At 70.2% G+C, this 26,098-nt stretch carries 23 protein-coding genes, 3 pseudogenes and 1 riboswitch; of the genes and pseudogenes, 12 read left to right on the top strand and 14 right to left on the bottom strand.

Going from position 1 to position 26,098, the window contains the following annotated elements:
• Positions 1-48: 48 nt before the first annotated feature.
• Positions 49-540 (top strand): hypothetical protein, encoded by a 492-nt coding sequence (locus ACF08M_RS15860; protein WP_392185832.1) that lies wholly within the window; start codon positions 49-51, stop codon positions 538-540.
• Between the two features lie 287 nt (positions 541-827).
• On the opposite strand, the gene ACF08M_RS15855 is transcribed toward ACF08M_RS15860, so the two are convergent.
• Both ACF08M_RS15855 and ACF08M_RS15850 read right to left on the bottom strand, forming a co-directional pair.
• A complete protein-coding gene (locus tag ACF08M_RS15855) occupies positions 828-1,163 on the bottom strand; it encodes a hypothetical protein (RefSeq protein ID WP_392185831.1) in 336 nt (111 codons plus the stop codon).
• Positions 1,164-1,274: 111 nt separating this feature from the next.
• Positions 1,275-2,285 carry a phosphotransferase family protein gene (locus ACF08M_RS15850; RefSeq protein WP_392185830.1) on the bottom strand — a complete coding sequence of 337 codons (1,011 nt, stop codon included), beginning with the start codon at positions 2,283-2,285 and terminating at the stop codon, positions 1,275-1,277.
• Positions 2,286-2,749: 464 nt separating this feature from the next.
• Here ACF08M_RS15850 and ACF08M_RS15845 point away from each other — a divergent pair.
• Positions 2,750-2,914: pseudogene (locus ACF08M_RS15845) on the top strand (LacI family DNA-binding transcriptional regulator); the annotation flags it as partial.
• Positions 2,915-3,266: 352 nt separating this feature from the next.
• Here ACF08M_RS15845 and ACF08M_RS15840 read toward each other — a convergent pair.
• Together ACF08M_RS15840 and ACF08M_RS15835 are read right to left on the bottom strand one after the other, a co-directional pair.
• Positions 3,267-3,467 carry a hypothetical protein gene (locus ACF08M_RS15840; protein WP_392185829.1) on the bottom strand — a complete coding sequence of 67 codons (201 nt, stop codon included), beginning with the start codon at positions 3,465-3,467 and terminating at the stop codon, positions 3,267-3,269.
• Positions 3,468-3,645: 178 nt separating this feature from the next.
• Positions 3,646-4,278, bottom strand: a complete 633-nt coding sequence (locus ACF08M_RS15835) for a TetR/AcrR family transcriptional regulator (RefSeq protein WP_392185828.1) — start codon at positions 4,276-4,278, stop codon at positions 3,646-3,648.
• A gap of 54 nt (positions 4,279-4,332) precedes the next feature.
• Here ACF08M_RS15835 and ACF08M_RS15830 point away from each other — a divergent pair, with 54 nt between their 5' ends.
• Positions 4,333-5,292 carry a GNAT family N-acetyltransferase gene (locus ACF08M_RS15830; RefSeq protein ID WP_392185827.1) on the top strand — a complete coding sequence of 320 codons (960 nt, stop codon included), beginning with the start codon at positions 4,333-4,335 and terminating at the stop codon, positions 5,290-5,292.
• A gap of 592 nt (positions 5,293-5,884) precedes the next feature.
• On the opposite strand, the gene ACF08M_RS15825 is transcribed toward ACF08M_RS15830, so the two are convergent.
• Complete coding sequence (locus ACF08M_RS15825) at positions 5,885-6,706, bottom strand: helix-turn-helix transcriptional regulator (RefSeq protein ID WP_392185826.1); 822 nt, start codon at positions 6,704-6,706, stop codon at positions 5,885-5,887.
• Between the two features lie 159 nt (positions 6,707-6,865).
• Here ACF08M_RS15825 and ACF08M_RS15820 point away from each other — a divergent pair, with 159 nt between their 5' ends.
• The 3 genes from ACF08M_RS15820 to ACF08M_RS15810 all read left to right on the top strand — a co-directional run bounded on the left by ACF08M_RS15820 (position 6,866) and on the right by ACF08M_RS15810 (position 9,872).
• Entirely contained in the window at positions 6,866-8,083 is a 1,218-nt protein-coding gene (locus ACF08M_RS15820; protein WP_392185825.1) for an MFS transporter, read from the top strand.
• 110 nt (positions 8,084-8,193) lie between these two features.
• Entirely contained in the window at positions 8,194-8,922 is a 729-nt protein-coding gene (locus tag ACF08M_RS15815; protein WP_392185824.1) for a hypothetical protein, read from the top strand.
• Positions 8,919-9,872, top strand: a complete 954-nt coding sequence (locus ACF08M_RS15810) for an aldo/keto reductase (RefSeq protein WP_392185823.1) — start codon at positions 8,919-8,921, stop codon at positions 9,870-9,872. The genes ACF08M_RS15815 and ACF08M_RS15810 overlap by 4 nt, the downstream gene beginning before the upstream one ends.
• A gap of 297 nt (positions 9,873-10,169) precedes the next feature.
• Here the strand turns inward: ACF08M_RS15810 and ACF08M_RS15805 are convergent, their stop codons facing one another.
• From ACF08M_RS15805 to ACF08M_RS15795, 3 genes are all read right to left on the bottom strand, one after another.
• Complete coding sequence (locus ACF08M_RS15805; protein WP_392185822.1) at positions 10,170-10,520, bottom strand: zf-HC2 domain-containing protein; 351 nt, start codon at positions 10,518-10,520, stop codon at positions 10,170-10,172.
• A gap of 625 nt (positions 10,521-11,145) precedes the next feature.
• Positions 11,146-11,841: a response regulator gene (locus ACF08M_RS15800; RefSeq protein WP_392185821.1), complete on the bottom strand. Its 696-nt coding sequence runs from the start codon at positions 11,839-11,841 to the stop codon at positions 11,146-11,148.
• Positions 11,813-13,051 (bottom strand): sensor histidine kinase, encoded by a 1,239-nt coding sequence (locus ACF08M_RS15795; protein ID WP_392185820.1) that lies wholly within the window; start codon positions 13,049-13,051, stop codon positions 11,813-11,815. Before ACF08M_RS15795 ends, ACF08M_RS15800 begins: the two co-directional genes overlap by 29 nt.
• A 226-nt stretch (positions 13,052-13,277) precedes the next feature.
• A riboswitch (cobalamin riboswitch) is annotated at positions 13,278-13,460 on the top strand.
• Between the two features lie 29 nt (positions 13,461-13,489).
• Between ACF08M_RS15795 and ACF08M_RS15790 the strand changes: the two genes are divergently transcribed.
• From ACF08M_RS15790 to ACF08M_RS15780, 3 genes are read left to right on the top strand one after another with little or no spacing between them, the layout of a single operon-like run.
• Positions 13,490-14,533, top strand: a complete 1,044-nt coding sequence (locus ACF08M_RS15790) for an ABC transporter substrate-binding protein (RefSeq protein WP_392185819.1) — start codon at positions 13,490-13,492, stop codon at positions 14,531-14,533.
• A 59-nt stretch (positions 14,534-14,592) separates the two neighbouring features.
• Positions 14,593-15,648, top strand: a complete 1,056-nt coding sequence (locus tag ACF08M_RS15785; protein WP_392185818.1) for a FecCD family ABC transporter permease — start codon at positions 14,593-14,595, stop codon at positions 15,646-15,648.
• Positions 15,645-16,463: an ABC transporter ATP-binding protein gene (locus tag ACF08M_RS15780; protein WP_392185817.1), complete on the top strand. Its 819-nt coding sequence runs from the start codon at positions 15,645-15,647 to the stop codon at positions 16,461-16,463. The genes ACF08M_RS15785 and ACF08M_RS15780 overlap by 4 nt, the downstream gene beginning before the upstream one ends.
• Positions 16,464-16,693: 230 nt before the next feature.
• Here ACF08M_RS15780 and ACF08M_RS15775 read toward each other — a convergent pair whose 3' ends face one another.
• On the bottom strand, positions 16,694-17,152 hold the full coding sequence (locus tag ACF08M_RS15775) for a hypothetical protein (RefSeq protein WP_392185816.1): 459 nt from the start codon (positions 17,150-17,152) through the stop codon (positions 16,694-16,696).
• Positions 17,153-17,516: 364 nt separating this feature from the next.
• On the opposite strand from ACF08M_RS15775, the gene ACF08M_RS15770 reads away from it, so the two are divergent.
• The 3 genes from ACF08M_RS15770 (at position 17,517) to ACF08M_RS15760 (ending at position 19,423) form a co-directional block, all read left to right on the top strand.
• Positions 17,517-18,179: a hypothetical protein gene (locus ACF08M_RS15770; protein ID WP_392185815.1), complete on the top strand. Its 663-nt coding sequence runs from the start codon at positions 17,517-17,519 to the stop codon at positions 18,177-18,179.
• A complete protein-coding gene (locus ACF08M_RS15765) occupies positions 18,172-18,363 on the top strand; it encodes a hypothetical protein (RefSeq protein ID WP_392185814.1) in 192 nt (63 codons plus the stop codon). The genes ACF08M_RS15770 and ACF08M_RS15765 overlap by 8 nt, the downstream gene beginning before the upstream one ends.
• A gap of 130 nt (positions 18,364-18,493) precedes the next feature.
• The gene (locus tag ACF08M_RS15760) at positions 18,494-19,423 is read left to right on the top strand and encodes an ADP-ribosylglycohydrolase family protein (RefSeq protein ID WP_392185813.1); all 930 of its coding nucleotides are present in this window, start codon (positions 18,494-18,496) and stop codon (positions 19,421-19,423) included.
• Positions 19,424-19,473: 50 nt separating this feature from the next.
• Here ACF08M_RS15760 and ACF08M_RS15755 read toward each other — a convergent pair.
• The 5 genes and pseudogenes from ACF08M_RS15755 to ACF08M_RS15735 all read right to left on the bottom strand — a co-directional run.
• Positions 19,474-19,674, bottom strand: a pseudogene (locus tag ACF08M_RS15755) (hypothetical protein); the annotation flags it as partial.
• A 439-nt stretch (positions 19,675-20,113) separates the two neighbouring features.
• A complete protein-coding gene (locus tag ACF08M_RS15750; RefSeq protein ID WP_392185812.1) occupies positions 20,114-20,386 on the bottom strand; it encodes a DUF6225 family protein in 273 nt (90 codons plus the stop codon).
• A gap of 622 nt (positions 20,387-21,008) precedes the next feature.
• A pseudogene (locus ACF08M_RS15745) lies at positions 21,009-21,212 on the bottom strand (Uma2 family endonuclease); the annotation flags it as partial.
• A 1,153-nt stretch (positions 21,213-22,365) separates the two neighbouring features.
• The gene (locus tag ACF08M_RS15740) at positions 22,366-23,268 is read right to left on the bottom strand and encodes an aminoglycoside phosphotransferase family protein (RefSeq protein WP_392185811.1); all 903 of its coding nucleotides are present in this window, start codon (positions 23,266-23,268) and stop codon (positions 22,366-22,368) included.
• Between the two features lie 636 nt (positions 23,269-23,904).
• Positions 23,905-26,097 carry an NACHT domain-containing protein gene (locus ACF08M_RS15735; protein WP_392185810.1) on the bottom strand — a complete coding sequence of 731 codons (2,193 nt, stop codon included), beginning with the start codon at positions 26,095-26,097 and terminating at the stop codon, positions 23,905-23,907.
• Between the last annotated feature and the right edge of the window lies 1 nt (position 26,098).

Here is a 26,098-nt window from a genome sequence, read left to right as displayed (position 1 = left end):
CGGGTTAGGGTGAAGGGCAAATCGCCTCGGCTGGAAGCGGGTTGTCACATGGTCACCATCGCCGTCACCGGGCACATGGACCTGGTTGACGAGGCAGTCGGTCGGATCCGCACGGACCTCCGTGAGCTACTGGCCGACCTGCGTGACGACGCGCTGGTGGGGTGCTCGTGCTTGGCCCGTGGTGCCGACACGCTCTTCGCCGAGGAGATCCTCTCGCTCGGAGGCCGACTGTCGGCGATCATCCCGTCCCGGGACTACCGGGAAGCGGTGGTCCGCCCCGCAGACCTCGCCGAGTTCGACGCTCTGCTCGACGCCGCCGCCGAAGTGGTGGTCCTGCCATATGAGCACGCGGGCCACGCCGCCTACGAAGCGGCCAATCGCCGACTTCTCCAGGGCGCGGACCACCTCGTCGCCGTTTGGGACGGCAGCGCCCCCACAAGTCGTGGCGGCGGTACGGCAGACACCGTGGCCGCGGCCCGCCTGGCCGGGTTGGCCGTCGACGTCGTGTGGCCTCTTGGCGCGTTCAGGTCCGGCACCTGACACCTGTGCCCAGTTCGGGGCCGCCAGCAGTACGACACGGCGCTGGTCACAGCTGGCTGACATCCGGTCTGGTCGAGCGCGGCGGTGAGTGACCCAGAGGGCCTCCCGTCATTCCTCCTGGACGTCGTCATCGTCCAGCTCGACAAAGCCATGTGCGCGATGTGGTGGCCGGCCTCGGCGAGGCTCTCCGAGACCGCTTCGGTGAACGAGACGATCGCCTCGTTGTGCCGGCTCGGCACCCAGACCACCGAGGTCAGCCATGCGAGCGTCTCCCCCTCCAACGGCCGTCACACCAGTCCGCCCACAAGCTGTGCAGCCGACGCCTCGTTGAGGTGGATGCCGCGCCCCGCGAGCACCAGCCCGTGCACGACGTTGGGGTTGCGTGCGTGCCTGATCGATCCGGGCAGGAATCCCTCGTCCCGGCAGATGGTGAGTATGAGGACCCGGGGCGGCGGATGACGCGGTCCGTTGCGGACCTCGCACCACCGGGCGCACTCCAAACCCAGATCGCACCACAACTGGGCGTTGTGGACCTCGTGTTCGCCCGAGGGCTCCAGCAGCGCGAAAGGGGTGGCCGACCGCAGCAAGTCCAGCAGGGTGCCGCCGCCGGGCTTGCTCACCACAGCGCGTACCGCACGTACCAGATCGAACGACGCGTGGTGCGCACCGCCCCGTACGCAGGCGCAGCCCTGGTACGTGCACTCGCAGGGCAGCCCCCGACGTGAGCACCGCGCTCACCGGCGGCGGCCGCGCAGTCCCGATTCCACGTCCTCCAGGGCCGAGACCAGCTGCGGGCCCACATGGCTCCACGCCCACGCCCGGTCGGTGGCCGAAGCCTGCCGGGGTTCCACCTCCACCAGCATGATCAGGTAGAGATAGGTCCGGTAGAGCGCGAGCCGCAGGCGCACCGAGTCGTCGAACACGGCTTCTCCGCCGGCGCTCGCATAGCCGGTCAGGAAGGGTTTGTCGTCCTCCATGTCGGCGAAGAGCGCCAGCGAGACGAAGTCGGCGACCGGGTCGCCCCAGAACATCCGCTCGCCGTCGATCAGGCCGCTGAGCCGACGGCCGCCGGGCGGCCCCGCGAGCAGCAGATTGCCCTGCCACAGGTCGAAGTGGACCAACGCGGGCCGAGTGACATCGTCCAGTACGTCCGATGCGGCGGCGAGCGTCTCCCGGATCGCGGCGATGGTACGCGGCAGCCGTGCCGCGTACCGCTCCGCGTCGTCCAGGACGGCGCCGGTCATCGCGGTGAACGCCTCCCGCCAGGTGGACGTCAAGGGCCCCAGCGGCTGCGCGGGGTAGCCGAATCCTGGCCCGGTGACCGCGTGCAGGTGCGCCACCAGTCGGCCCAACTCCTCCCGCAGCCGCAGCCGTTCGCACTCCTCCAGGGAGTCGGCGACCTCATGCCAGGGATCCCCGGGGCACGCCGTCATGATCAGGTAGGGGTCGGCGTCGGTCTCGCCGGCGACGACCCGGGGCACGACACCGGCCTCCGCGGCTGTCGCGGCGGATTCGTAGAAGGTGACCTCGCCGGTCAGCAGGGCGCGTTCGTAGGCGAGACCTGGCCCCGAACGCGGCGGCAGCTTGAGTACCCAGTCGCGGCCCTGGTCCAGAGCGATCCGGACAACAGTGTTGTACGTACCGCCGGACAGCGGTGTGTACAGGGCCGTCTCCCTTCCCTGCACACCGGCTCTCCTCAGGACAGCCTCGGCCGCCGCAGCCGTCTCCTCGTACGACGTGCTCAATTTCGCTCCTCCGTGACGGGACCGGAAATCCGTTGTCGTGCTGCCGCCTGGCACTGCTCGATGAGCGCGATACGCGGTTCGCAGGCGCCGAGCTCGGCGCCCCAGCCCTTACCCGCCGCGGCGCAGGCAGCACCGCGAAGGGGAGGGCGCCCTCGTGCCGGGTCATGGCCCGTGTCAGCTCCTGGTCGTGCGCGAGCAGTTCCTCGACGGCGGGCTCGTCCACGAATGCCGCCTCGTCGCCGTCCGGCGCGAGCGGGGGCAGACGGTGGGACTCGAAGTCGAAACCCGCCGTCGCGACGGCTTCCCGGTGCGGCGGAGTCAGAAGTCGGCTCCTTGCCCGCCGCCGGGGCCCGCACCTAGGTTGAATGCGCTTTCATTGCAAAAAGTACCCGACCACCATGACACCGGGCAACGCATCCCCACAACTACGCGCCACCAACCGGCAGGAGAGGCTGAGCATCAGTATCAGCACCCCCACGGTGTACGACGTCGCCGCACGGGCGGGCGTCTCCATCGCGACAGTGTCACGCTTCCACCGGACCCCGGATGCGGTGCGACCCGGAACCCGGGACCGAGTGCAGGCAGCGGTACGCGAGTTGGGCTGCACTGCTCGGGGACCGGAAGCGGGCCACCGTGGCGCGGCCGTTACCTGCCGGGGTCGTCCGCCGGGCCAGCTGCGGCTGCGGCACGCGACAGACGCGGCCCCGGGCGACCCGGCACATGAGGGACTGCGCAGCATGGACTCCCGTGGGCTGCGAGCCGTCGACGGCTCGGTGCGCCCGGCACGGCGGCTGCCGGGCCGACGGCGTACCGATGAGCCGTCCAGGCTGCCTGCGGCCCCGCGCCCACCAGGGCCCCGGCGCCGGGACAGCCACGGGTAGCACCTTCCGCCGCCTTTCGGTCCACGTACGGCGCGCATCGCCGTGGGACAGACTGCCGGGCCGCGATCACGGTCAGCCGGCCCGGCGTCCTGTCCTGATGTCAGTGATCCTGGGGACTCCTGCGCTCCGCCTCTTCCAGGTATTCGGGGCAGTCGGGGTTGTGGCAGGGGGCCGGGCCCCGCACGGGCACGAAGACTCCGAGAGTCTTGTGCCGTCTCATGATGGTGGTGTCCAGGGGCTGCTTGCAGACCGGGCACACAAGCGCCCCCTGGGGACCGGTCTCATGCTCGGTCTTGGTCATTCTTCAACAGTAGGCCGCGTGGTCCCGGATCGTACGAACACGACCTGAACCACCTCCGGGCACACGGAAGCGCCTACCCGGCCGCGGGGACCGTTGGACCGGTCCCCGCTCCGCACGAGCCGCCCCGCGTCCCCTGTTTGCCTGCCTTCCTCCGGACCGACGGGATGCCGGGCCCTCCTCACTCGTCGGGGGCCGGGCTGCCGGCGTCGGCGTCGGACCGAGGCACCGCGATCGAGGCGAGGAAGCCGTCGAGCATGGCGATCTGTACGTCCGCGGGGAACCGGCCGGGGTCGAAGAGAGCCTGGACAACGAGTCCGTGGGTGAACGCGACGGCGGTGGCGGCGAGTTGCTCCGGATCGGCGGTCGCGGGCAGCTCGCCCAGGTCGCGAGCGGCTTCGAGGTGCGGCCGGATCGCCGAGCGCATCCGTGTGTAGCGGTCGGCCTGGTCCGCGCCGAGAGCATCGTCGGCGAGGGCCAGATCCCAGGAGCTGACCCAGATGCGGTTGCGGGCAGTGTCGTCCGCGGTCAGCGGCAGGATGTCCAGCAGCATGACTCCCAGGGCGGCGAGGCCCTCGGCGGGACGTTCACGCCGGGGGCGTTCCGCGGTGCGCTTCTCCAGCAGATCCAGGGCATGCGCGACCAGGGCTCGCTTGGTCGGGAAGTAGTGCATGAGCATGCCGGTCGAGACACCCATGGCGGAGGCGACGGCGCGTAGCGTAAGCCCGCCGAATCCCTTGTCGGCAAGGACGTGCCACACCGCCCGGGACACATCTTCACGGCGGGCTTCACGGTCTCCAGGTGCGGGGGGCATGCTGTTATCTTACATACCTAACGCTCGTTACGTACCTGACCTTGGAAGGTGTCCGTGTTCGCACTGCCACTCGGCGACAACGCACAGCTCCGTCCCCTGGAGCCCTGGCACGTGGAGGAGTTCCTCTCCCATATCGACCGTGCCCGACCCCTGGTGGACCCGTGGATACCCTGGGCGACGCTCAGCACCGATCTCGCCTCCGCCACGGCTGTCCTCCAGCGGTACGCCGACAGGCAGGCTGCGGACACCGCCCGGATCTACGGGATCTGGCTGGACGGCACGCTGGTCGGTGGCGTCATGTTCACCAAGTTCGACGCCGCTTCCGGGGTGTGCGAGATCGGCTGCTGGCTGGAGGCCGACGGGACCGGCCGCGGCCTGGTGACCCGGGCGTGCCGGGCGCTGATCGACTGGGCCTTCGGGGAACGCGGGATGAGCCGGATCGAATGGTGGGTCGCGGCGGGCAATACCCGCAGCATCGAGGCCGCGCGTCGCCTCGGTATGACCCGCGACGGTGTGTTGCGGCAGCACTCTCCGTACCGGGGCGTTCGGCATGACATCGAGATCTGGTCGGTCCTCGCCGAGGAGCGGAGGGTACCCGTGTCCGGCGTCAAGGCCGAGCTCGACCAGTTGATGTGCACCTTCCTCGGCGCGTTCACCAACACCGGCGGCACCCGGCCGAACGTCGACGTCGTCCGTGAGGTGTTCATTCCGCAGGGAACGATCATCCACAACACCGGGGCCGATCCCGTCGTCTACGACCTCGACACATTCATCGAGCCCCGGCAGAAGATGCTCACCGATGGGACGCTGACGGAGTTCTCCGAATGGGAAGTCACCGAGCGGTCCGAAATCTTCGGCTCGATCGCGCACCGGTTCAGCGAGTACCGCAAGTCCGGGTTTCTCGGCGGCGAGTGGTTCGAGGGCTCCGGCCGCAAGACCATTCAGTTCGTCCGGACGCCCGCCGGCTGGAAGATGAGCTCGATGGCCTGGGACGACGGGCAGGAGGCTTCCTGATCCGGCCCGACGGCGGATCGGGAACAGCCGGCTGTCTCCGATCAGCCGGTTTCCGTGTCCCGCTGCGATACGCCGGAACAGTCACACGGGGAGGTACGCCATCGGCCTCCACCCACCTCTGCCGGACCACCGCGACTACCGGCTGTCGGAGAGTTCCCCGGCACGCAACCAGGCGATCCCGTTGCCCGGCATCAACGAGGGGACGACGGACCCGGCCCCGAGCCTCGGCGCCTACCAGTACGGAGCACCGAAGTGGACGGCGGGCGCCCGCCGTTAGCGGACGCGCAACCAGTGGGGCCCGTGCCGGAAGTCCGGCTCGGGCCCCAGGTCTTCTGCCGCCGCGCGGGGCGGGACGGCACGTACTGCAAGTGGTCACGCCGTTCCCGCTGGAGCGGCACGCCGACGCGCTCACGGCGGTCGCCGACGGTTCGGTGATGAAGGCAGTGCTCACGTGCTGACACCTCGCCTCCCGTTACACACCTCCTGACGCACCAGCGTCCGCGGTGCGCCGGTGACGGCCCGACAGCGGCGCACCGGCGCGGTCGGGCCGTCACCGCCGCCCGTGCGCCTGCTCGCAAGGAAGGGCGCCGACTCATCCGGCGAGCCCCCTCAGGGCCTCCTCCGTCGCCCGGTCGTCGGGAAGATAGGCCAGCAGATGGTGGCCCGGCTCGTCGACGGCGGCGAGCTTGACGTACCGCAGCCGCAGATCGCCGGCCACCGGATGCCGGAAATGGCGTACTGCGGGATGGAACGCCGAGGTCTCCCGGCGGCCGTACCAGCGCGCCGCGTCCGGGTCGGCCAGCAGCTCCTCGGCGATCTCCGCATACCGGCTGTCCCCCGGGTGCCGGGCCACCTTCGCCCGGAACTGGCCGAGCAGGCCGCGCGCCTCCGGCTCCCAACTGGCCAGCAGCGTACGGGTCGGTGGCCAGCAGAACACCAGCCACAGCAGGTTGCGCTGCCTGGGCGCCAACCGTGCCAGGTCGGTGAGCAGCGCCGTGTACCCCGAGTTCCAGGCCAGCAGATCCCAGTGCGGATCGAGCACCACGGCCGGGTTCGGCGCCAGCGACTCCACCAGCGACAGCAGGTTCCGCGACACCCACCCCGGCGGCTGCTCGGACGGCGTGGTGTGTTCCACGAACGACATCACGTGCGCGGTCTCGTCCGGGCCGAGGCGCAAGGCCCTCGCCACCGACCGCAGCACCTGCTCGGAGGTACGGACCCGGCCCTGCTCCAGCCATGCGTACCAGGAACTGCTGATCCCGGCCAGCTCCGCAACCTCCCCGCGCCGCAGCCCGGGGGTGCGGCGCCGTGGTGAGTCGGGCAGCCCCACATCAGCGGGCGCCAGCCGCTCGCGGCGAGAGCGCAGAAACGCGCCCAGTTCGCGGGCCGGGCCATTGAGTGCGCCCCCGTTCATCCCCGTCCCCCTCGTGACGCTGATCCACCCCGGGGCCTGGCACTGTGCTCCACAGGGTGTGAGCAAGGGTAATCGGCTGCGGGGCCACTGTGATCGCCCGCAGTGGTGAGCTGGAACTGCCGGCCCGAAAGCACCGGCAGGCACGACATGAGGAGCCCCATGGACACCACCGACTCGGCCCGCACCCCCCTCCCGCCCCCTCCGGCCACCGGCACCCCCGGCCCGACCGCGCCGCCGGTGCCTGCCGCCTCGCTGCGCCTGTTGCGCGCCGCCGGTTTCGCCAGCAATTTCGACCGCTTCTGCATCACCCCGATGCTGCTGCTCATCGGCACCCAGCTGGGCGTCTCGCTGTCCACGGTGATGCTCGCCGCCGGCGGCTACTTTCTCGCCTACGGTCTGATGCAGCCGGTCTGGGGCCTGACGAGCGACCGTATCGGCCGGGTGCGGGTGATGCGGATCTCGCTGACCGGGGGCGCCGTTGCCGCACTCTGCTCGGTGAGCGCACCCGACGTAACCGTGCTGATCGTGGCACGCGCCGCGGCCGGCGCGTTCTTCGCTGCGTCCATCGCCGCATCCATCACGTACATCGGGGACACCGTGCCCGCCCCGGTCCGCCAAGGCCCGCTCAGCGAACTGATGACCGCGTTCGCACTGGGCACCGCTGTGGCCACCATCGTTGCCGGAGCACTGGCGCACTACGTCAGTTGGCGTCTGGCCTTCGCCCTGCCCGGCTTGATCGCAGCGTACCTGGCCGTCGCCCTGCGGCGTCTGCCGGAGCCGCCGCGCCCGGCGCCCGGCGCGCTGTTGGCCCCGTTCAAGGTCGTCCTGCGCTCCCGCTGGCAATGGTATGTCATGGCCGTCGCAATGCTCGAAGGCGCCGTCCTGCTGGGCTTCTTGACGTACATCGCACCGGCCCTGGAGTCCCAGGGCGCCTCGGCGACGCTGGCCGGTGCGGTGTCCGCGCTGTACGGCGTGGGCTCGATGGCCGCGGCGCAGACGGTCAAGCGGCTGGTCGGGCGCTGCACACCGGTACGGCTGATCGTAGTCGGCGGGGTGCAGATGGCGGTGGCGTTCGGCCTCGCCGCGGCCGGCCGGTCTGTGCCCGCGCTGGTGGCGTGCACGCTACTGCTCGGCGGCGGCTGGTCGTTCATGCACTCCACGATCCAGTCCTGGGCCACTGGTCTCTCCCCGGCGGCCCGAGCCACCGGCGTCGCCATGTTCGGTCTGGCTCTCTATGCCGGCAGTGCCCTGGCCAGCGCTGTCGCCGCCGGGCCCGCCGAACACCACGCGTACCAGGGAATGTTCCTGACGGCCGCGGCCCTCACTGTCCCGCTGACGGTCGCCGCCGCTGCGGGCCGCGCCCGCTACCGGGGCTGACCCGGCCCACGGGCGCCATATCCAGGTGACGGTCCCCGCACGAGCCCGACGAGTCCCAGAACCCGTGACCGGGACTGTCGGGGTGTCAGGAGTGGTAGTACACCGAGATCTTGACGGTCATCTCGTGTGTACGGGCCGACGCGCCCTGGCCGGCGCTCCCGATCGGGCCGACCTTCATCGGAGAACCGGCCGGCACCGGTCCCCCGGCCTGCGGCGTGGTCGGCCACTACGGATGGTCGTGGCCGCACGGGCTCTCACCGGTCGGGTCCGCCACGATCACCGGGGCGGCCAACGCGACGCTGCTGACCGGCGACCAGTCCTTCCTGGACCTGGCCCGCACTCCGCTGGACGCGGTGCTGCGGCACGCCGAGCACCGGAGCGCCGGGGAGATGGGCACCCTCGGCGAACACTGGCAGCCGCATCTGCGCGCGATGGGCGGCGGGTGCACACTCATGGTTCCCCAGCTGACCACCGGATCCCCGCAGGTCCTCTATAACGGCGGCCTGGCGCAGTTGCATCTGCGCTACTACGACGCCGGCGAACGGCGGCCCGGGCTGCCCGCGGACGTCGCCGCGCTCGTGTCCGACATCCGGCCCGACCACACCGTGGTGGAGCTGGTCAACCTCGGCAGCACTCCGCGCTCGTTGGTCGTACAGGCTGGTTCGTTCGCCGAACATCTCGTGTGCACCGTTCGCCTGGACGAGGGACCCGTGCAGGACGTCGACGGGCGCTACTGCGGCGTCGAGCTGCCCGGCGCCACACGGGTGCGGCTGACCCCGACCCTGACGTTGCGCGGCGGCCGGCCGACCTACCGGTCCCCGTGGGAGGTGACCCGATGACCGGCTCTGCGGCGCACGGGGCGCCGTCCCGGCTGCCCTTCGATCTGCCGCGGCTCGGGATCGGTACCGCCCCGCTGGGCGGCCTGTTCCAGGAGGTGACCGACCAGGACGCGGCCGCGACGCTGGGTGCCGCGGCCCGGGCGGGCATCACCTACTTCGACACGGCGCCGCGGTACGGCCACGGTCTCGCCGAGGAGCGACTGGGCCGTCTGCTGCCGCCGGCCGGGATCATCGAGCCGGTGATCTCCGCAAAGACCGGATGGCTGCTGCGGCCCGGGCCGGACGGCGCGCCGGGGGACGTGGTGACCGACTGGACGGAGCGCGGGATCCGCACGTCGCTGGAGTCGAGCCTGACACGCCCGCGGCGCTCGTCGGTGGACGTCCTGTACCTGCACGATGCGGACGACCACGCGGAGGTGGTCCGGCGAACGGCCTGTCCGGCGGTGCGTCGGCTGCGGGACGAAGGGCTGGTCCGGGCGATCGGGTTCGGAATGAACCACAGCGGGCCCCTCGCCTCGTACGTGGCGGAGTTCGACGTGGACGTCGCCCTCATAGCCGGCCGGTTCTCCCTGCTCGACCACGACGCGCTGACGACCTTGCTGCCGCTGTGCGTGAAGACCGGCACCGCCGTGGTCGTGGGCGGGGTCCTCAGCACCGGTCTCCTCGCCGCCCCCTTTCCCGGTGCCATGTTCAACTATCGACCGGTACCCGCGGAGGCACTGGCCCGCGCACAGCGGTGCCGCGCGCTCTGCGCCGAGTTCGAGGTCCCGCTCGCCGCAGCCGCGATCCAGTTCCCGTTCCTGCATCCTGCGGTCACCTCGGTCGTCGTCGGCTGCCGGCCCGCGACCGAGGTGACGGCGAATGCCGCGGCATCCCGGTTCCCGATCCCCGATGAGCTGTGGCACCGCCTCGCAGCGGCGGGATTCGTTCCCCCGCAGTTGCTGGGATGACGGCCCGGACAGGGCCCGGACAGGACAGGGCCCGGCCGACGGACGCGCGGCGGCGTCCGGCGTCCGGCGTCCGGCGTCCGGCGTCCGGCGTCCGGCAGCGAACGATTTCCGACATCGCGGTACCCAGCGGGCCTGGGCGGCACGTTCGCACGCCGAGTGGAGGGTCCGCCGATCGGGCGGCGGCCGCCTCGCCGCGTCCGGCTGTCGGGCGGCCCGGGGCCGGGTGCCGGGCCGCCCCGGGCTCGTCGTTGCCTTCACGTCGGTTCTGGTCCTTCATGTCGGCTCCGGTCCTTCACATCAGCTCTGGTCCCCGATCCTGGCGGTCCTGCTGACCCATTGGGACAGGGTGAGCTGCGGGGCCCCGTCCGTGCGGGCCGGACTGCGTCGGCAGGGTGCCATGTGGCGGTGCTCGGCCCGGCCGTCCCCGGAAGTCCCCCTGTGCCGGCCGGCAGTGTCGGCCAGGGCGTCGCGGAGGAGGAGCAGGTGTACGGGCAGGGCCGCACCGCAGTCGTGCCCGTCCCGGTACGTGGAGCCGGATTCCAGCTGGGCTCCCACCGTGCTCGCCTCGTCGGCCGCAGGGGCCTCGAGGCCGTGGTCTTCGGCCGGTCGTTCACCGATCGTGCGGCGCTTCTCGGTTGCAGTGAGCATGGGAGGGTGTCCTTCCTGAGCTGGGATACCGGTCACGCGGTCGTCGAGGCCACGGGGTCGGGCGTGAGTGTCCGGGAGAAGGGGACGCCGGGCCGCCGGGCGGGGGCGTCGAGGCCGCCTTCAGTCCCGCGGCTGCCGTTGGGCGCCGGTGTGTCGCTGTGCCTTCGCAAGGCGCGAGGTCCGGGATCCGGCGGAGTGTGGCCCCGCAACGGGGGCAGCTCCGGAACCGGCGAGGACATCGGGTGGCGACTGCCGCTGCCCTCCGGGAGCAGGCGTCGCTCCGGTGAGAATCCGGGCGGTGATGCCCGGGACGGGCGGCTGCGCACGCGGCGGGAGCGACCGGTCTGCCCGAGGTGCCGTCGCCGTATCGGGGACGGCCACGAACAGAACCGTCCGGCCGCCGAGAACTGCGGCGACGACCGCGGTCGTCGATGTCGATCCGGTGCTGTACCGCTCAACCGGGCAGTGGACTTCGATCATGGCGAAACCTCCGTTCGCCTTCCCACCTTCGCCCAGGAACGGCCCCCGGCGCGTCGTCCCGCCGCAGCGATTCCCGGCTACCACGGCTGCGGTATCCGCCACGACTGCCTACGACTGCGACGACGTGTACATACCGCGCCGACGCCTACAGAGGCTCCTGTGGAGGCCCGGATTCCGTTGCCGGACTGACCAGGCCGCACTGATAGGCGATGACGACGAGCTGGGCCCGGTCGCGGGCCGCCAGCTTGGTCATGGCCCGGTTGACGTGGGTCTTGGCAGTCAGTGGACTGACGAACAGACGTTCTGCGATCTCGTCGTTCGACAGCCCCAGTGCCGCGAGCCCCACGACATCGCGTTCCCGCCGCGTCAGGCACTCCAACCGCTCGTGCACACCCGCCGGGCACGGATCCGGCTGCGCGAGAAAGCGCTTGATCAGCGCACGCGTCGCCGACGGGGACAGCAGTGCCTCGCCGGCGGCGATCGTGCGGACGGCGTCGAGAAGCTCCTCGGGCCGGGCCCCCTTGCCGAGAAAGCCGCTCGCACCGGCGCGCAGAGCCTCGGCGACGTGCTCGTCGTCCTCGAAGGTGGTCAGGATGAGCACCTTCACCGCGGTGAGGTCCTCGGACTCGCTGATGAGCCGTGTGGCGTCGAGGCCGTCCATCTCCGGCATGCGGATGTCCATCAGGACCACATCGGGGCGCTCCGTACGTGTCAGTTCCAGCGCCTCCTCCCCGTTGGATGCCTCCCCCACCGTCTCCATGTCGTCGGTGGAGTCGAACAGCATCTTGAAGGTGCCCCGTAGCAGGGCCTGGTCATCGGCAAGCAGTACGCGAACCGTCATTCCCGTCTCTCCTCGGTGGTTTGCCCATCACCAGGCCGGGACGCAGCGGAAGTTCGGCCGTCACGGTGAATCCGCCCTCCGGGCGCACTCCCGCGTACAGCCGGCCCCCGACCGTGGCAGCACGCTCGCGCATCCCGATCAGCCCGTGCCCCGTTCCCGGACGGGTGTGGTCCCGTCCGGCCCGTCCGTCGTCCTCGACGGTGATCGTCAGCCGCTCGGGGCGGTAGTGCAGGAACAAGCGGGCATGGTCGGCACCGGCGTGCTTGTGCACGTTCGTCAGGGCCTCCTGGACGATGCGGTACGCGGCCAGGTCGACCGTCGGCGCCAGCGGTTCGGCGATGCCCCGCCGGGTATGGCTCACGGTCAGACCGGCGCGCTCGAACGAGGCCAGAAGCGCCGGTACGCGCGCCAGGCCGGGCATCGGGTCACGCGGCGCCACCGGGTCGTCGGACTGCCGCAGCAGCCCCACGGTCACCCGCAGTTCGTCCAGCGCGGACCGACTGGTGTCCCGGATGTCCTCCAAGGCTGCCACGATCTGTTCCGGCCGCCGTTCCACCAGATGGACGGCCACGCCTGCCTGCGCGTTGATCAAGGCGATGTGGTGCGCGACGATGTCGTGCAGCTCGCGCGCGATCCGCACCCGTTCGGCCGCCACCCGTTGCTGCGCCTCCTGCTCACGCGTGCGCTCCGCGTGTTCCGCCCGCTCCTCCACGGCCGCCACATAGGCCCGCCGTGAGCGCAGCCCGTCCCCGACCGCGGCGGGCAGCGCCGTCCACGCCAGCATCGCCGCGTTGTCGGGGGCCAGCCATGCGTGCGGGTCGCACAGCACGGCGACGCCCACCAGAACGGAAGCCGCGAATATTGCCGCGGTCCAGGTGGCACGCCGGTCGGTCAGTGCGGCCACGGTGTAGACCGACACCAGGACCGGGCTGATCACCAGAGGGCTCTCGCGGAATCCGAGCACCTGAAAGGCCACCCCGCAGCCAACCGCGACGACCAGTACGCCGAAAGGGTGTTGCCGGCGCCACACCAGCGCGGAGCAACCGACACCTGCCAGCACCACGGCAGGCCACCGCAAGGAGACCGTGTGCTCGTGCGGTACGACCGAGGAAGCCACGACCGACAACAGGAACAGCGCAGCCAGGCCCAGTGCTTCCATCACACCGATCCGGGGCCGCGTCCATCGCCTCCAACCGCTGATCACCGCCATGCCACCACCGTAGGGTCAACGGCTGCATCGGGCATCGTCGCGCGAGGCGCGGACGCCTCGCCGGGCAGGGGCATCCCGGCCACCGGTCGCTGCCCGTTCGCGAGGCCTCGCCGGCGGAAAGCGGTCCACATCGCGCTGTACGTCCTGCGGCTCCGCCTTCCCAAGGACGAACCCGTTCGGCGACGTGCGATCACTCACATGGGCGCCCTTTGTGCGGCAGCCTCGTTGAAACGTAATATCGGCAGGTCATCGCCGCGACGGGAGACAGGAAGCCGGTGCGAATCCGGCACGGTCCCGCCACTGTGACCGGGGAGTACAACCCTTCGACATGCCCCTGCGCCCTGCGCGGGAAGGCGGGGGGAGCGTCGATCCGGGAGTCAGGACACTGGCCTGTCGCGGGCCCGTTTTGAGGAGCGCGGACTCCCCAGGAGGCTCTACGTGTACTTCGGCATACCCCGCCGCCCCTGTTTCCCCCATGCCCTCCCCCGTCGTGCCCTGCGCACCGTCGCCGCGGTCGTCGCCCTGTCCACCACCCTGCTGATCGCGGGCTGTGGCACGGGCGACGAATCCGCCGGGGACCCGAAGGCCGACGCGTCACCGGTCGAGGGCTTCCCGATCAGCATCGACAACTGCGGCGTGAAGACGACGTACGTCAGACCGCCCTCGCGGGCGGTCACCATCCATCAGCATCCGGCGGAACTGATGCTCGCCCTGGGCCTGAAGGACCGCATGGCCGGCACCGCCTTCCCCGACTCGGACGTCCTGCCCGGGCTGAAGAAGGACTTCGAGGCGATACCCGAACTGGCGAGGAAGGAGCCGTCCTTCGAGACCGTCCTCGACGCGGAGCCGGACTTCGTCTACGGCGGTTACGGCAGCGCGTTCGCGGAGAACGAGGGCCGTTCCCGCAAGGCGTTCGCCGACGCCGGCATCGACACCTACCTCAACCGCGAATCCTGCGGCAAGAAGCAGGTGACGATGAGCGACACCTACGACGAGATCCGCACCGTCGGCAGCATCTTCGGCGTCCCGGACCGCGCCGACAAGCTGGTGGCCGATCTCCGGGGACGCGTCGACAAGGCCACCACGGCGGTCGAGGGCAAGGCCGAAGTGTCCGTCTTCGTGTACGACAGCGGCGACAAGACGGCTTTCACCGCGGGTGGCAAGGGCCTGGGCAGCGAGCTGATCCGGCTGGCCGGCGGCCGGAACGTCTTCGCGGACCTCGACGGCGTCTTCGGAGATGTCTCCTGGGAGCAGGTCGTGGCCCGCAGGCCGGAGGTCATCGCCATCTACGACTACGCGGGTTCCGGAAGTGTCCAGCAGAAGAAGGAGTTCCTGCTCTCGCAGCCCGCACTCGCCGATGTCCCCGCCGTCAAGAACAAGCGGTTCGTGGTGCTGCCGCTGACCGAGACCCTGGTCGGCATCCGGTCGGCGTACGCGGTCGACGGCCTGGCCCGCGGCCTGCATCCCGAGAGCTTCCGGTGACAAGGACGCCCGCGAAGACCGACGCCCCCGACGCGCCGGCGGCTCGGAGCGGGCGCCGCATGAACCGGCCGGGTGGCATCACCCTCGCGCTCACGTCGGCCGTCCTCGCGCTGCTGCTGGTGCTCTCCGCCACGGCCGGCCTGTCCATCGGCTCGGTACACGTGCCGCCCGGCCAGGTGTGGGGCATCGTGACACATGCCCTGGGCGCCGACTGGACGGATCCCGACTGGTCCCGGGCGCGGGAGACGATCGTCCTCGACGTGCGCGCACCGCGCGTGCTGCTCGGGGCCGTGACCGGTGCCGGGCTCGCGGTGGTGGGCACCGCCATGCAGGCCCTGATCCGCAACCCGCTTGCCGAGCCGTACCTCTTGGGCGTCTCCTCCGGAGCCTCTCTCGGCGCGGTCTCGATGATCGTCTTCGGCGCGAGTGTGTTCGGGCCGGTGCCGATGTCGGCCGCCGCGTTCGCCGGTGCCCTGGGCTCGCTGGTGGTGGTGTACGCGACTGCCCGCACCGGCGGACGCATCACCTCGGTGCGGCTCGTGCTGTCCGGCGTGGCGACCGCGGCGGTGCTCACCGCGGTGATGGACCTGCTGCTGCTCACCGCCGGCCGGGGCCACGAGGCCCGCGCGGTGCTCGCCTGGACCCTCGGCGGCCTCGGCGGCGTCAGCTGGGGCACGTTGTGGCTGCCCAGCGCGGCCCTGCTGCTCGGCATCGCCGTCCTCCTGGTGCAGGCACGGCACCTGAACCTGCTGCTGGCGGGTGAAGAGGCCGCCACGACGATGGGACTGGACGTGGCCCGGTTCCGGACCCGCATGTTCATCATGCTGTCCCTCGTCACCGGGGTACTGGTCGCGGCGGCCGGACCAATCGGCTTCGTCGGCCTGATGCTGCCGCACATCGTGCGTCTCTTCGTAGGCGGCGACCACCGTCGTGTGCTGCCGACGGCCGCACTGGGCGGAGCGGTCTTCCTGATCTGGGCCGACATCGCCGCTCGTACCGTCGCCGCGCCCATGGAGATCCCCGTCGGGGTGCTCACGGCGCTGTGCGGTGGTCCCTTCTTCCTCTGGCTCATGCGCCGCGACGCCCGACGGAACACCGACCCAGGAGTGGGATGAGCGCGACCGAACTCACCGTAGACGGCGTCACCCTGACCGCCGGGGCACGCCACCTCGTCCGGAACGTCTCACTGCACGCCCGCCCCGGCGAGGTGATCGGCCTGGTCGGCCCCAACGGCAGCGGCAAGTCCAGCCTCCTGCGCGCCGTCTACCGCGTCCTGCGCCCGGACGCCGGACAGGTACGGATCGATGGAACCGATGCCTGGTCCCTGCCCGTACGCAGGCTGGCACGGACCCTGGCCGCAGTGGTACAGGAGCCGACTGCCGGCTTCGACCTGACGGTACGGGAGGTCGTCGCCATGGGCCGCACCCCGCACAAGGGTCTGCTCGCCGGCGACACCGCCGAGGATGACCGGCTGATCGAGTCGGCCCTCGCAGCCGTGGACGCAGCCCTCCTGGCCGACCGCTCCTTCGACCGGCTTTCCGGCGGCGAACGCCAGCGCGTACTCATCGCCCGCGCCCTCGCCCAGCAGCCCTCGCTGCTCGTCCTCGACGAGCCCACCAACCACCTGGACATACGCCACCAGCTCGAAGTCCTCGGCATACTGCGGCAGCTCCCCGCCACCGTCCTGGTCGCACTCCACGACCTCAACCTGGCCGCGTACTACTGCGACCGCCTCCATGTGCTGTGCGACGGCGAAGTCATCGTGTCCGGCCCGCCCGCCGAGGTACTCACCGTGGAACTCCTGCGCGAGGTGTACGGGGTGGCGGGAGAAGTGGTCATTCACCCACGCACCGGGGCACCCCACATCACCTTCCTCCCCGACGCCACCGACCGCCCGGTACCGGCCGCGACGGACCACTCCGTTCCGTGAGCGGCCGGGCGCCCGCACCATCGGCATTCCCCATAGGTCCGTCAGTGCCCCGCGGGAAACACGCGATGCGCTCCAGCCCTCCCGGCCGTCCGGGTACAGCGCGTTCACGCCGCCGGGTGGGTGCCGGTCGGGAATGAGCGGTCGGCCGGTGGCCCCGTCCGTGGACGGGGGTGCCGGCCGACCGCACCGATGCCCCGGACCGGCGCTTTCACCGGTGCCCGGCGATCGGCTCAGAACACGAAAGGCCCGGGCGTCTGGGCGGAGGTCGCGTTGCATGTCGCGGTGATGCCCATGACCACGACCTTGAGGGACTTGGCCTCCAGGCTGTCCCCTGACGCGACGGTCCCACTGAGCGGGCCCGTGGACACAGGACTTCCGGCGGGAATGGCAGGGTTGGAGCTGCCGGTGAATGTCACCGCGCCCGCGCCCTTGTTGGTAAGCGTGAGTGTCGATTTGACCGAGTTCGCCCCGACGTCGATGGGGGCGGTGATGGCCGACGTCGAGAGGTCGATGGTCGCGGACGTGCCGTTCTGGGTCGCGGTGAGGGTCGCGGCGCCCGAGCCGTACAGGCCGCAGTCGAAGGAAACGGTGGCGGTCGTGGGGGTGACCGCGTCGGCCGCGGGTGCGAGCGCGAGCGTGCCCGCGGCAAGGACGGAGCAGACAGCGATTCGCCGTATGCCATGCCTCATGGTGGTTGCCCTTCGTGTGGGGGGATTTCCGGCGACGTCAATTCGCCACGTCACGCCGGAAGGACGCATTTCCCTGACATACCGTCAAGGAAAGCTTGCAGCCCCATTGAGGCATGACGCCCTGGAGACAACAAGGCACATCACCATGATTCTTGACATGCTACGACCAATCTCAGGACGGGGATCGTCGCCCCGCGATCCTCCTCGCCGGGCGAACCGCGCGGCCTCGTTCCTGATGGCCCGTAGGAACGCATACCCCCATTGCTGCCGGTCCGTTGCCCCGGAAGCGCGGCTCGGGCGGGTGAGAACGCGGGCCCCAGAAATGGCGAGGCGTCCACGCCATCTGACGAGCGACACTGGAGACGTGCTGATCATGGATGCCGTGCTGGAGACCTGCGACGCCACCGACTTTGCGCTGTGGCCCATTGCTGACCCGCCCCCAAACCACTTCCTGCCCCTGTCCGGCGAACTGTCTGCGCGAGAAATCGGCACCGCCATGGCAGTCCTGACCAGCTACAACAAGACCGATCACGAGCGCCAGACCCTCGAGCCCGAGGACAGCATGGAGCAGGTCAGCCATCTGTTGACAACAGACTGTGTCATCGCTCCCGGCGGCCTGCAGATCCGGAACACCGCCACCGGAGTCACTGCATCGCCTGGATGCTGCTTCGGTCTGGAGAACTGGCGAGACTGGCTTGACCTGATGAACGGAGAAGAGCTGTGGCTTGGCCACGATCCCACGCCGCGCGTCGAGTACGTCGGGGCGATCGCCCGGCTGTGGCCTGATGGGAATCATCAGGAAGAGCTCCCCATCGATCTGCCTCTGGCTCAGCTGCCGGAACTCCTGAGTTCGGTTCAGGACCAGCTCGTCGGTTTCCTGGCTTCCGTCGAAGAGTGGACTATCTGTCACGCTCCGCCCCTCGCCGCTGCCGTGGTCGCGAAGCTCAACGAGGACCTGGTCATCGGAGCCCCTCTCCGAGAAGGCCAAGGCCGAGACGCGCACTCGCAGGAGCCGTCATGTGGGTAGCCATGTGTCTCATGAGACACATCAAAGTCTGGAGAATGACGGCCACAGAACGGTGCTGCGCCGCACCGACGACACGGTGATCCTGTACGCCCGGTCCGGGCGGGTCGTCACCCAGCACTGGATGGACCTGGCGGTCGCCGGCATGGAGCTCCGCCCGGGCACAGCGCTGGACGGTGTTATGTGACCTGTACCGGTGTCTCAGACGCCGGATGTCTCAGGCGGCACTGGGACGCGACGCGTTCGCCACCGATAGTTCGGGAAGCGAAGGAGTAATAGGGCCGCGGCCGTCTGCGCGGCACAGATAACCTGCGCGAATGAAGCGGATTCAACGGGCCGCCGGCGTGATCGTCGGCTCAGCGGTGGGTGACGCGCTGGGTGGCCCCTTCGAGTTCGGTCCCCAGGGAGCGTTCTCCGCGCGGTTTCCCGCGCCTGGTGCCGGCGACGAGATGTGCGGAGGCGGTGGCTGGGACCCCGGCGAGGCAACCGACGACACGCAGATGGCCATCCTGGTCGCGGAGTCACTGCTGGAGCGGGGCGGGCTGGATCTGCCGGACATCTTCGCCCGCTTCCAGCGGTGGGCAGCATCAGACCCCAAGGACATCGGCCTGCAGACCGAAGACGTCCTGACCAACAGCATGCCCTGGGACCTCGCCGCCGCGATCCATTTCCAGGTCAACCAACGAGCAGCCGGAAACGGCTCCTTGATGCGGGCATCGACCTCCGCAGTCCACTTCGCGGCCGCTGGCCAAGAAGCCAACATGGACGCGGCCCGCCGGATCGCTGCCCTGACTCACGGCGACCGCGCGGCTTGGGAAGGCACCGCGATCTTCCACGAACTCATCCGCGTCGCGTTCGAGGACACCGACCCCCTCACCGCGCTCCCGGACATCCTGGCGCATGTCCACCCCGACCACCGCGGCCGCTACGCCACCGTCCTCGCGCCTGACTGGCACCCCGATCGGGCGACCGAGTTCAACGGTGCCGTCTGGCCCTGCCTGGGCTCCGCCGTCTGGGCCCTACGCACCACGGCCAGCTTCGAAGAGGCGATACGCGCGGCGATCGACCTCGGCGGTGACACGGACACCGTCGCCGCGGTGACTGGAGGCCTCGCGGGGTCGCACTACGGGCTGGATGCAATCCCCGCCCGCTGGACCCAGCCGCTCCATGTGCCCCTCCCAGGATTCGACGGCCGGGTGCTGCACCTAGCAGATCTGCTCCACCTTGCACACCGCCTCGGAGGCTGAACCGGGTGCTGCTCCGCGATGCTTCCACGAACTCCAGCCCTCAGGCCCAGTCACCTGACCAGTGGCTCCGCAAGAAGGACGACTCGATCAGCTTCGACATCGAATCCGAGCACCGGATGACCATGGGCACCCTCCGGATGCATCAGCACCGGCTTACCCAACCCCCGCCCGATCTCCCGCAAGAAGCCGCAGAACACATCAAGTCGCTCCTGCCCCTGCAACTCGCGCAGGTCAACGTCGAAATCGACGTCCGCTCCAGGCGCTGGCGCAGCGCAGCTGCCTCGGTCGCCGCGGCCTGGCGGCGGCGCTGCACGCGGGCCGCGTCGATCGCCAGCTGGTCGGCCGACGCCCCCTCCGGCTCCGGGAATGCCCAGTTCATGGCCGACGCGCCCTCGACCAGATCTCCGGAGCCCGGTGGCTGGACAGCGAACGGCACGCCCGCAATCGCTGGCGTGGCCTGGTCACCGCGCGGCAGGCGCGCCATAGCGGGCGCTGAACCAACGAAGGGGGCCGTTCCCCGCGGGAAAGAGCCCTGGCATCCCTTGCCGCTCGCTCCGCCCTCGCCCTGCGTAGGGCTGCCGAGTGGGAGACGTCGGCCTGGCGGCGTCGCTGGGTACGGGCCGCCTCGATCGGGGCCGGTACGTCGCCGGGCGCGGCTGCCGGCTCCGGGAATGCCGTTGCGCGGGAGTTTCAGTCGAGCAGGTCGTACTCTCCGGGCGTCCAGTCGGCAAAGAGAGTGAGCACCTTCTCCTTCTCTGCCCGTTCCGGCGTGGTGCCAGTGGCCGGCCACCAGCTCTCCACGTGGTGAGCGTCGACGAGGACGGACTCGCGGTACCCGCCGAAGTCGCCTGGGTCTTCGGCGACACCGATGTGGATGGGTGTGTCGTCGGGCAGGTCCTTGAGTGCTGCGCGGAGCTGGGCGGCGTTCCATACCTGCGGGGCGTGGTCAAAGACGTCGGTCATGCGCACAGAGTGCCGGGCCAGGCGGTGTTGCTGGCGGAGACACGGCTGTACCCCGGGCCAAAGCGCTGATCCGGGGTACGTGGGCCGGGGTGATGAAGAACGCATCACCGGAGGTGAACGAACCCAGCCGCGGTAAACCGTACCGTCAGTTCGCGGCGGGAGGTCTCGTAGGTGTTCAGATTAGTGCTGGTCAGCGGGCTGAAGTGGGTACGGCGATCCGTTACGAGTGACGACTTCACGTACCCGCTCTGCCCGGTGGCGCGCCCTGTAGGCAGCCTGTCGGCACGCGGGACGGTCGTAGATCGAATCACGTCGATGGCCATGCCCCAGGGCGAATCTACGACCGCACACGGGGCAGGGCGCCACGTGCTCAGTCTCCACTCCGAGGTTGCACCATTAAGCCGATCGCGACGGCCTCGGCATAGTCGCGACGCCACCGGCGCGCCGCCGCCTTGCACGCTGGGCCGCAGAACTACTTGTCGCTGCGGGCCTTCGCCGGCAGCGGCTTGGAGCAGTGGATGTACGCGCACCGGCGTACCCGCCCGGCCATGTCTCCACCGTACGCCGCGCCGGGCAGGGGGGTGCCCGGCGCGGCCCGGGTGCTATAGGGCCGTGCGGCAGGTCAGGCCGATGACAGGCCGCTGGTGTCCAGGTCCAGGCCGAACGGCTCGGGCAGGCGCAGCACCATGCCGAAGGGGTGGGGGCCATCAACGCGGGTGTAGCCGAGCCGGCCGGGTTCGGAGAACAGGGTGACGCTGCCCTCGATCCGGTCGACGAGGAGGTACAGCGGGGCCCCGTACTCGGCGTACCGGCGGCGCTTCACGACCCACGGGGGAAGGAGCGTGCGAGAGACACAGGCCGTTGCGCAGGACCGGACCGTCCGTGGCATGCGTGCCGCATGGTGCAGAAAGCGGCGCCGAGCTGGGCCTGCGCGCCCGTGCGCCCCACCTGGCCCCTCCCCATGAGCAGAACCGTGACGGACCGTTGAAGGCATGGGCGGACGCTGCGGGAAGTGCCGTCGCCTATCAACGCCTGACGGCCTGGTGAACGTCGCTCCTGGGGAATGGTGGTGCGAGAGGTGCTGTGAGGACTGGGCGTACGACGGCCTGGTCGAGGGACGCAACCGTGGTGAGGACGACTCGCCGACCATGCCGATCGGCGATCCCGACGAGGCCCAGCACCGGCGGGGAACAGCGGCGTAGGGTTCGCGCGTCGATGACCAGCGAGTCCTTGAAGTCAGTGACCCTCGGCTTGCAATCCTTCGCCTCGCAGTTGAACCGCGCCGAAATCGGGACGACCCCCGCAGCGCTGGCGGGGGTCGTACACACCAGGCCAGAGGCTAGACCGCCCTGGCTCGATCCTCCGGGTGCGGGTAGTACATGGTGACCTCTCCCTGCTCCGGGTGTTCACGGAACAGAGCGTTGTCGAGCCCGCTGCCCGCCTGGTCAATGACGTTGAGCGCCTTGTCCAGCTTCTGGCTCGGCTGTGCTTCGGGCCCGGACCGGGGGTAGGCGTTACTGCCGGATCGTCCGCATGACCACCGACGATGTCCTCCGCGAGGGCCAACACGTCGCACTCCGCCTCGGCGATCCGCCCACCCCGGTCCCCGAACCAGTGGCCACCCTCCTGCTCGACTACCTCCAGGCCCTGCCCGCCAGTACCCCAGCCATCAACCAGAACTCACCCTGGCTCTTCCCCGGCCGCCGCGCGAGCCAGCCCATGCACCCCGGCACCCTGCGCGACGCACTGCGGGCACTCGGCATCCCCGCCGAGAAAGGCCGCACCTCCGCCATCCGCCAGCTCGTCCTCCAAGCCCCAGCCCCCGTCATCGCCCAGGCACTCGGCTACCACGACAAGAGCACCACCCGCATCGCCACCGACGCCGGAGCCCCCTGGAAGAACTACGCTCCGGGCGCCCACAGCAGCCGACAGACACAGTGGAAACGGCCGAACGGATCCGGTCACAGCCACCACTCGGATCAGCCGCCGGCCAGGGCAATGAGGAACCGGGTCTCCGCATCGTCCCGCCCCGCACACATTCTGGGGACCGCAATGAGGGCGGCCAGGGCCCGGCACCAATCCAGTACACGACAAGGAGACATGCCAGGCACCAGCGCCGCCAGCTCCTCGACCCTCTGCTCCAGCACGGCCAGATCTGCAACTCCTTCAAGCACCCAGTCCACAGCATCGAAGTCCGGGTCGCCCCACGTCGGCCTCGGATCGATCGCCACCATGCGGGCGCCCGGACCAGACAGCACGTTCGCCGGATGGAGATCACCATGCACGAGCCCCACAGGCCCACTGGCTGCAAGTTCCAGGGCGGCTGCTCGGGCCTGACCGAGCACCGTCGGGGCAACCACGCCGTTCGCGCGGGCCGCCGCCAGCCTGCATTCAGCCAAATCGAACAGGAAGTCGATCCGGTGTGAGAGTGGCCGCAGTACCGAGTGCTTCCCTGACACGGGAAGCGAGACCCGCAGGTCTCGCAGCAGGACCGCGGCCTCGGGCACATTCCAAGCGAGCTGCCGCACCGGCACTCCCGGCTGCACATGCTCCAGCAGCAGGGCCCCGATGGCGAGGTCCGCCGCCAGCAGAGTGACGACCGACGGCATATCTGCCCAGGCTCGCAGGGCTTCGGCCTCCTCGCGGGCGATCAAGGGCTCTGGCGTGAGCTTCAGCCACACCGAGGCACCAGTGTCACGCTGCAAACAACGGAACACCCGCGAGGTGCCTCCGCCACCCGACGAAACAAGATCCAGATTCCAACGAGCAGCAAGTTCATCAACGAGAGTCGGCAACTCGTCACACCAACCGAGCACATCAGCGCCGAACCGAACAACGAGCCGGTCCCGGACCTCTGGCGCGACGCAGGTCAGCTCACTCAACACGTCCCCCGCAGGTGGTCGATGCAGTTCCTGTGCATCCTATGAGCACGGTCAGTGCGCGTCCCACCACATTTCACGGTCACCGAGCGTGAAGAGCAACCGCCTCAAACTACCGAATACAGCGCCCAGGATTATCGACGCTTACCAATCCCAACCTGTCGCGCTGGCGACGGCCTCTGTGTCGAGGACGGCTCCGGTGGAACACTGCGGCGGCGCCGGGATTCGCGAAAGCACAATGACTTGGCGACAAGTGCCACGCGGCCTGCAACCTTTCAGTTCGCCTTGGGCGCTCTGGCTGTTGAACCTGTGTGCCCGCCTCATCGTCGCCTGCTGGTCGGCCGCGTTCGCAACGCGCCGTCCGGCATCTGGTCGTCCTTGGCGTGATTGCCTGTTCGCCGTCGACCGCCCCGCGCTGCCTCCCGCCGCGCCTGGCTCACTCCGCCGCGCGCTCATACGGGTCCGCCGACGGCCGACCGACCGACCGCGCGCCGTCGGCGGCTGTCGTCCGGTCTCCCCTCGCCCGGTTGGCGCTTGCCCCGACTCCCCGGCTCGCACGGCCATCGGGGGCTCGTCCGGTCAGGCCTGACGTGAGCGGGCACCGGACCGCACCCTTGTGACCGACCAGCCACCCGGGGTTCACGCGGACACGGGGCCGCCCGGCGGGTCGTGGCGGATGTCCCCGCGGGCGAGGAAGTCCTGGAGCTCGCGGTGGCGGAACTGGTAGGCGATCCCGGCGGTGCGCATCAGACCCGCGTCGCAGCACCAGTCGAGGAAGCGGCCGAGGCGCCAGGGCAGTGGCTGGTCGGACCACCAGCGGCGAGTACAGAGCAGGAGAGCCACGTAGCGGACCCCAGCCGTTCCGAGGGCCGGGCCGGCGCCTGTCCTGAACAGGGGCCCGAACGCGCGCCAGGGCCTGAACAGCACGTCGAGCGCGCCCCGGTAGCCGCATCTGAACAGGCGGTTGTAGACCAGCGCGAGCACCCGCCCGCCACCGAGGCCGAACAGGGCCATGTAGATGAACACCGCCCCGAACGCGAGGACGGGGCTCAGGGCGACCGCGTAGAAGGGGACGAACCCGAGCCCGACCACGAGGCCGGTCACGAGCCCGGTCACCAGGTCGTCCCGCACCATGCGGCGCGGCGACGCGAGCCCGTGCGGCCTGCGGATCTCGGGTGCGTCCGAGAGCACGCCCGCCAGTCCGGCCCCGACGGTCGCCCCTCCGACGAGTCCCACCACCGATCCGTACACGAGCCCGATCACCAGCCCGACGACGTTCCCGATGTCGAGCACGACGATGAGCCCTCCCCAGAAGAGCCCGCCCACGAGCCCGTTCACGAGCTGGCGTCGTCCGACACGCGTTCCGACCGTGATGCGTTCCAGCCGGGACGGGATCGGCCAGGGAGGGATTCCCACGAGAAGGCTGCCTGCCGCCATGAGCGTCACGTTCCGCACGTACACGCTCCACGCGTCGAGCAGGCCCGCGGGCAGGTCGGCAACGGCCCACACCGCGATGGTCAGGAGGACGTGGACGGTGCGGGCGCGGCGGTGGCCGGTGAGCGGCCACAATTCGTGGAGCACGAGGTCGGTGTTCGACAGACGGCGTCCGGCCACCTCGCGGGCACCGGTGTTGGTGCGCAGGTGGTGGGCGAGGACCGTCATCCAAATACACACCTGCTGCCGCGTGTAGGGCGCGGCGGTGTCGTCCATCGGGGAGGCACCGCGGATGTACAGATCCAACAGGTGGTCCCGGATCTGCTCGGGGGTTCGCAGGCCGCGTTGACGGAGCTCCGCGGGATCACGAACCCAGCCGTGTTCGGGGTCGCGCTCGTCGTAGACGGCGAGCGCCAGGGTCAGCCGCCAGGGGGTGGACAGGCCCCGGGCCAGCGGGCTGTCGGGGACGGCGCGGAGTGCGTCCAGGACGGGTGCCCAGCGGTCCGGATCGATGGCCCGGGCGGTGACGAACGCCTCGGCCGCGGCCGGGCTGACAGGGGCGATGTCGATACGGGAGGCGTCCTGCGCCCACAGACTCACGTGTTCGAGAGCGGCGTACGGGGTGCTGCGGCAGGTGAGGACGAGCTGGCCCTTGGCGGTGCCGTGGAGGTAGTTGTTCATGGCCTCCAGGGCGGCCGCGGCGCGGGAACCGAGCCCGGGATCCTCCCTGCCGTCCATCTCGTCGAGGCCGTCGAGCACCGGAAGGACCAGACGGGCTCTGACGAGGGCGGCTGCCGCGGCGGGGCGTAGCCTGTGTACGCGGGCGAGCTGGTCGGCTAGCCAGTCGTCGAGCTTGGTCTGGCCGGGGTCGAAGGTGGACAACGACAGCCGTACGGGAACGGGGCAGCCCGGCGTTCGGTCGGCGAGCAGAAGCAGCATGAGGTGGAGGGCGAGCACCGTCTTACCGGCTCCGGGCGCGCCGGTGATGACGAGTCGGCCGGACCCAAGAGCGCGGTAGTAGGCGGCGACTTCCTCCAATGTGCCGTGGGGTGCCGCGTCCGCGGCCCGGTGGGCACGGGAGGGCAGGTGGACGAACTCGATGTTGATGGTGCGGTCGCTGCCGCCGAGAAGTCTCTGGCGGGCTTCCTCCTCGCGTTGCCTGATGTCGACGGCGAGGCGGTCGGCGAGCCCGGCGGCATCGGTGTCCTCCCGGGCCTGGGAGGACCTGGCCTGGTCCATGCCCGCTACCGTCAGCATCAGACCGACCATCCCGACCGCCAACCCGCCTGGGTCCACGTCCCCGGTTCCCGCCCGGACGGCTATGGCGACCGACACCACCAGCGCCGACACCGTCAGCGCCGACCAGCCCCACCGCGTGAGGCGTACGGTGTCGGACATC

The sequence above is a fragment of the Streptomyces sp. NPDC015032 genome (assembly GCF_043080425.1).
Lineage (GTDB): Bacteria > Actinomycetota > Actinomycetes > Streptomycetales > Streptomycetaceae > Streptomyces.
This window is presented reverse-complemented; position numbering and strand designations above follow the sequence as displayed.

Bases quoted from the DNA above. Each gene is read 5' to 3' on its own strand.
- ACF08M_RS15750 (WP_392185812.1), bottom strand. From the start codon at position 20,386: ATGACCGACGTCTTTGACCACGCCCCGCAGGTATGGAACGCCGCCCAG.
- ACF08M_RS15835 (WP_392185828.1), bottom strand. From the start codon at position 4,278: ATGCCCCCCGCACCTGGAGACCGTGAAGCCCGCCGTGAAGATGTGTCC.
- ACF08M_RS15760 (WP_392185813.1), top strand. From the start codon at position 18,494: ATGAAGCGGATTCAACGGGCCGCCGGCGTGATCGTCGGCTCAGCGGTG.
- ACF08M_RS15805 (WP_392185822.1), bottom strand. From the start codon at position 10,520: ATGCTCACTGCAACCGAGAAGCGCCGCACGATCGGTGAACGACCGGCC.
- ACF08M_RS15735 (WP_392185810.1), bottom strand. From the start codon at position 26,097: ATGTCCGACACCGTACGCCTCACGCGGTGGGGCTGGTCGGCGCTGACG.
- ACF08M_RS15825 (WP_392185826.1), bottom strand. From the start codon at position 6,706: ATGAACGGGGGCGCACTCAATGGCCCGGCCCGCGAACTGGGCGCGTTT.
- ACF08M_RS15795 (WP_392185820.1), bottom strand. From the start codon at position 13,051: ATGGCGGTGATCAGCGGTTGGAGGCGATGGACGCGGCCCCGGATCGGT.
- ACF08M_RS15780 (WP_392185817.1), top strand. From the start codon at position 15,645: ATGAGCGCGACCGAACTCACCGTAGACGGCGTCACCCTGACCGCCGGG.
- ACF08M_RS15840 (WP_392185829.1), bottom strand. From the start codon at position 3,467: ATGACCAAGACCGAGCATGAGACCGGTCCCCAGGGGGCGCTTGTGTGC.
- ACF08M_RS15810 (WP_392185823.1), top strand. From the start codon at position 8,919: ATGACCGGCTCTGCGGCGCACGGGGCGCCGTCCCGGCTGCCCTTCGAT.
- ACF08M_RS15785 (WP_392185818.1), top strand. From the start codon at position 14,593: ATGAACCGGCCGGGTGGCATCACCCTCGCGCTCACGTCGGCCGTCCTC.
- ACF08M_RS15860 (WP_392185832.1), top strand. From the start codon at position 49: ATGGTCACCATCGCCGTCACCGGGCACATGGACCTGGTTGACGAGGCA.
- ACF08M_RS15800 (WP_392185821.1), bottom strand. From the start codon at position 11,841: ATGACGGTTCGCGTACTGCTTGCCGATGACCAGGCCCTGCTACGGGGC.
- ACF08M_RS15820 (WP_392185825.1), top strand. From the start codon at position 6,866: ATGGACACCACCGACTCGGCCCGCACCCCCCTCCCGCCCCCTCCGGCC.
- ACF08M_RS15775 (WP_392185816.1), bottom strand. From the start codon at position 17,152: ATGAGGCATGGCATACGGCGAATCGCTGTCTGCTCCGTCCTTGCCGCG.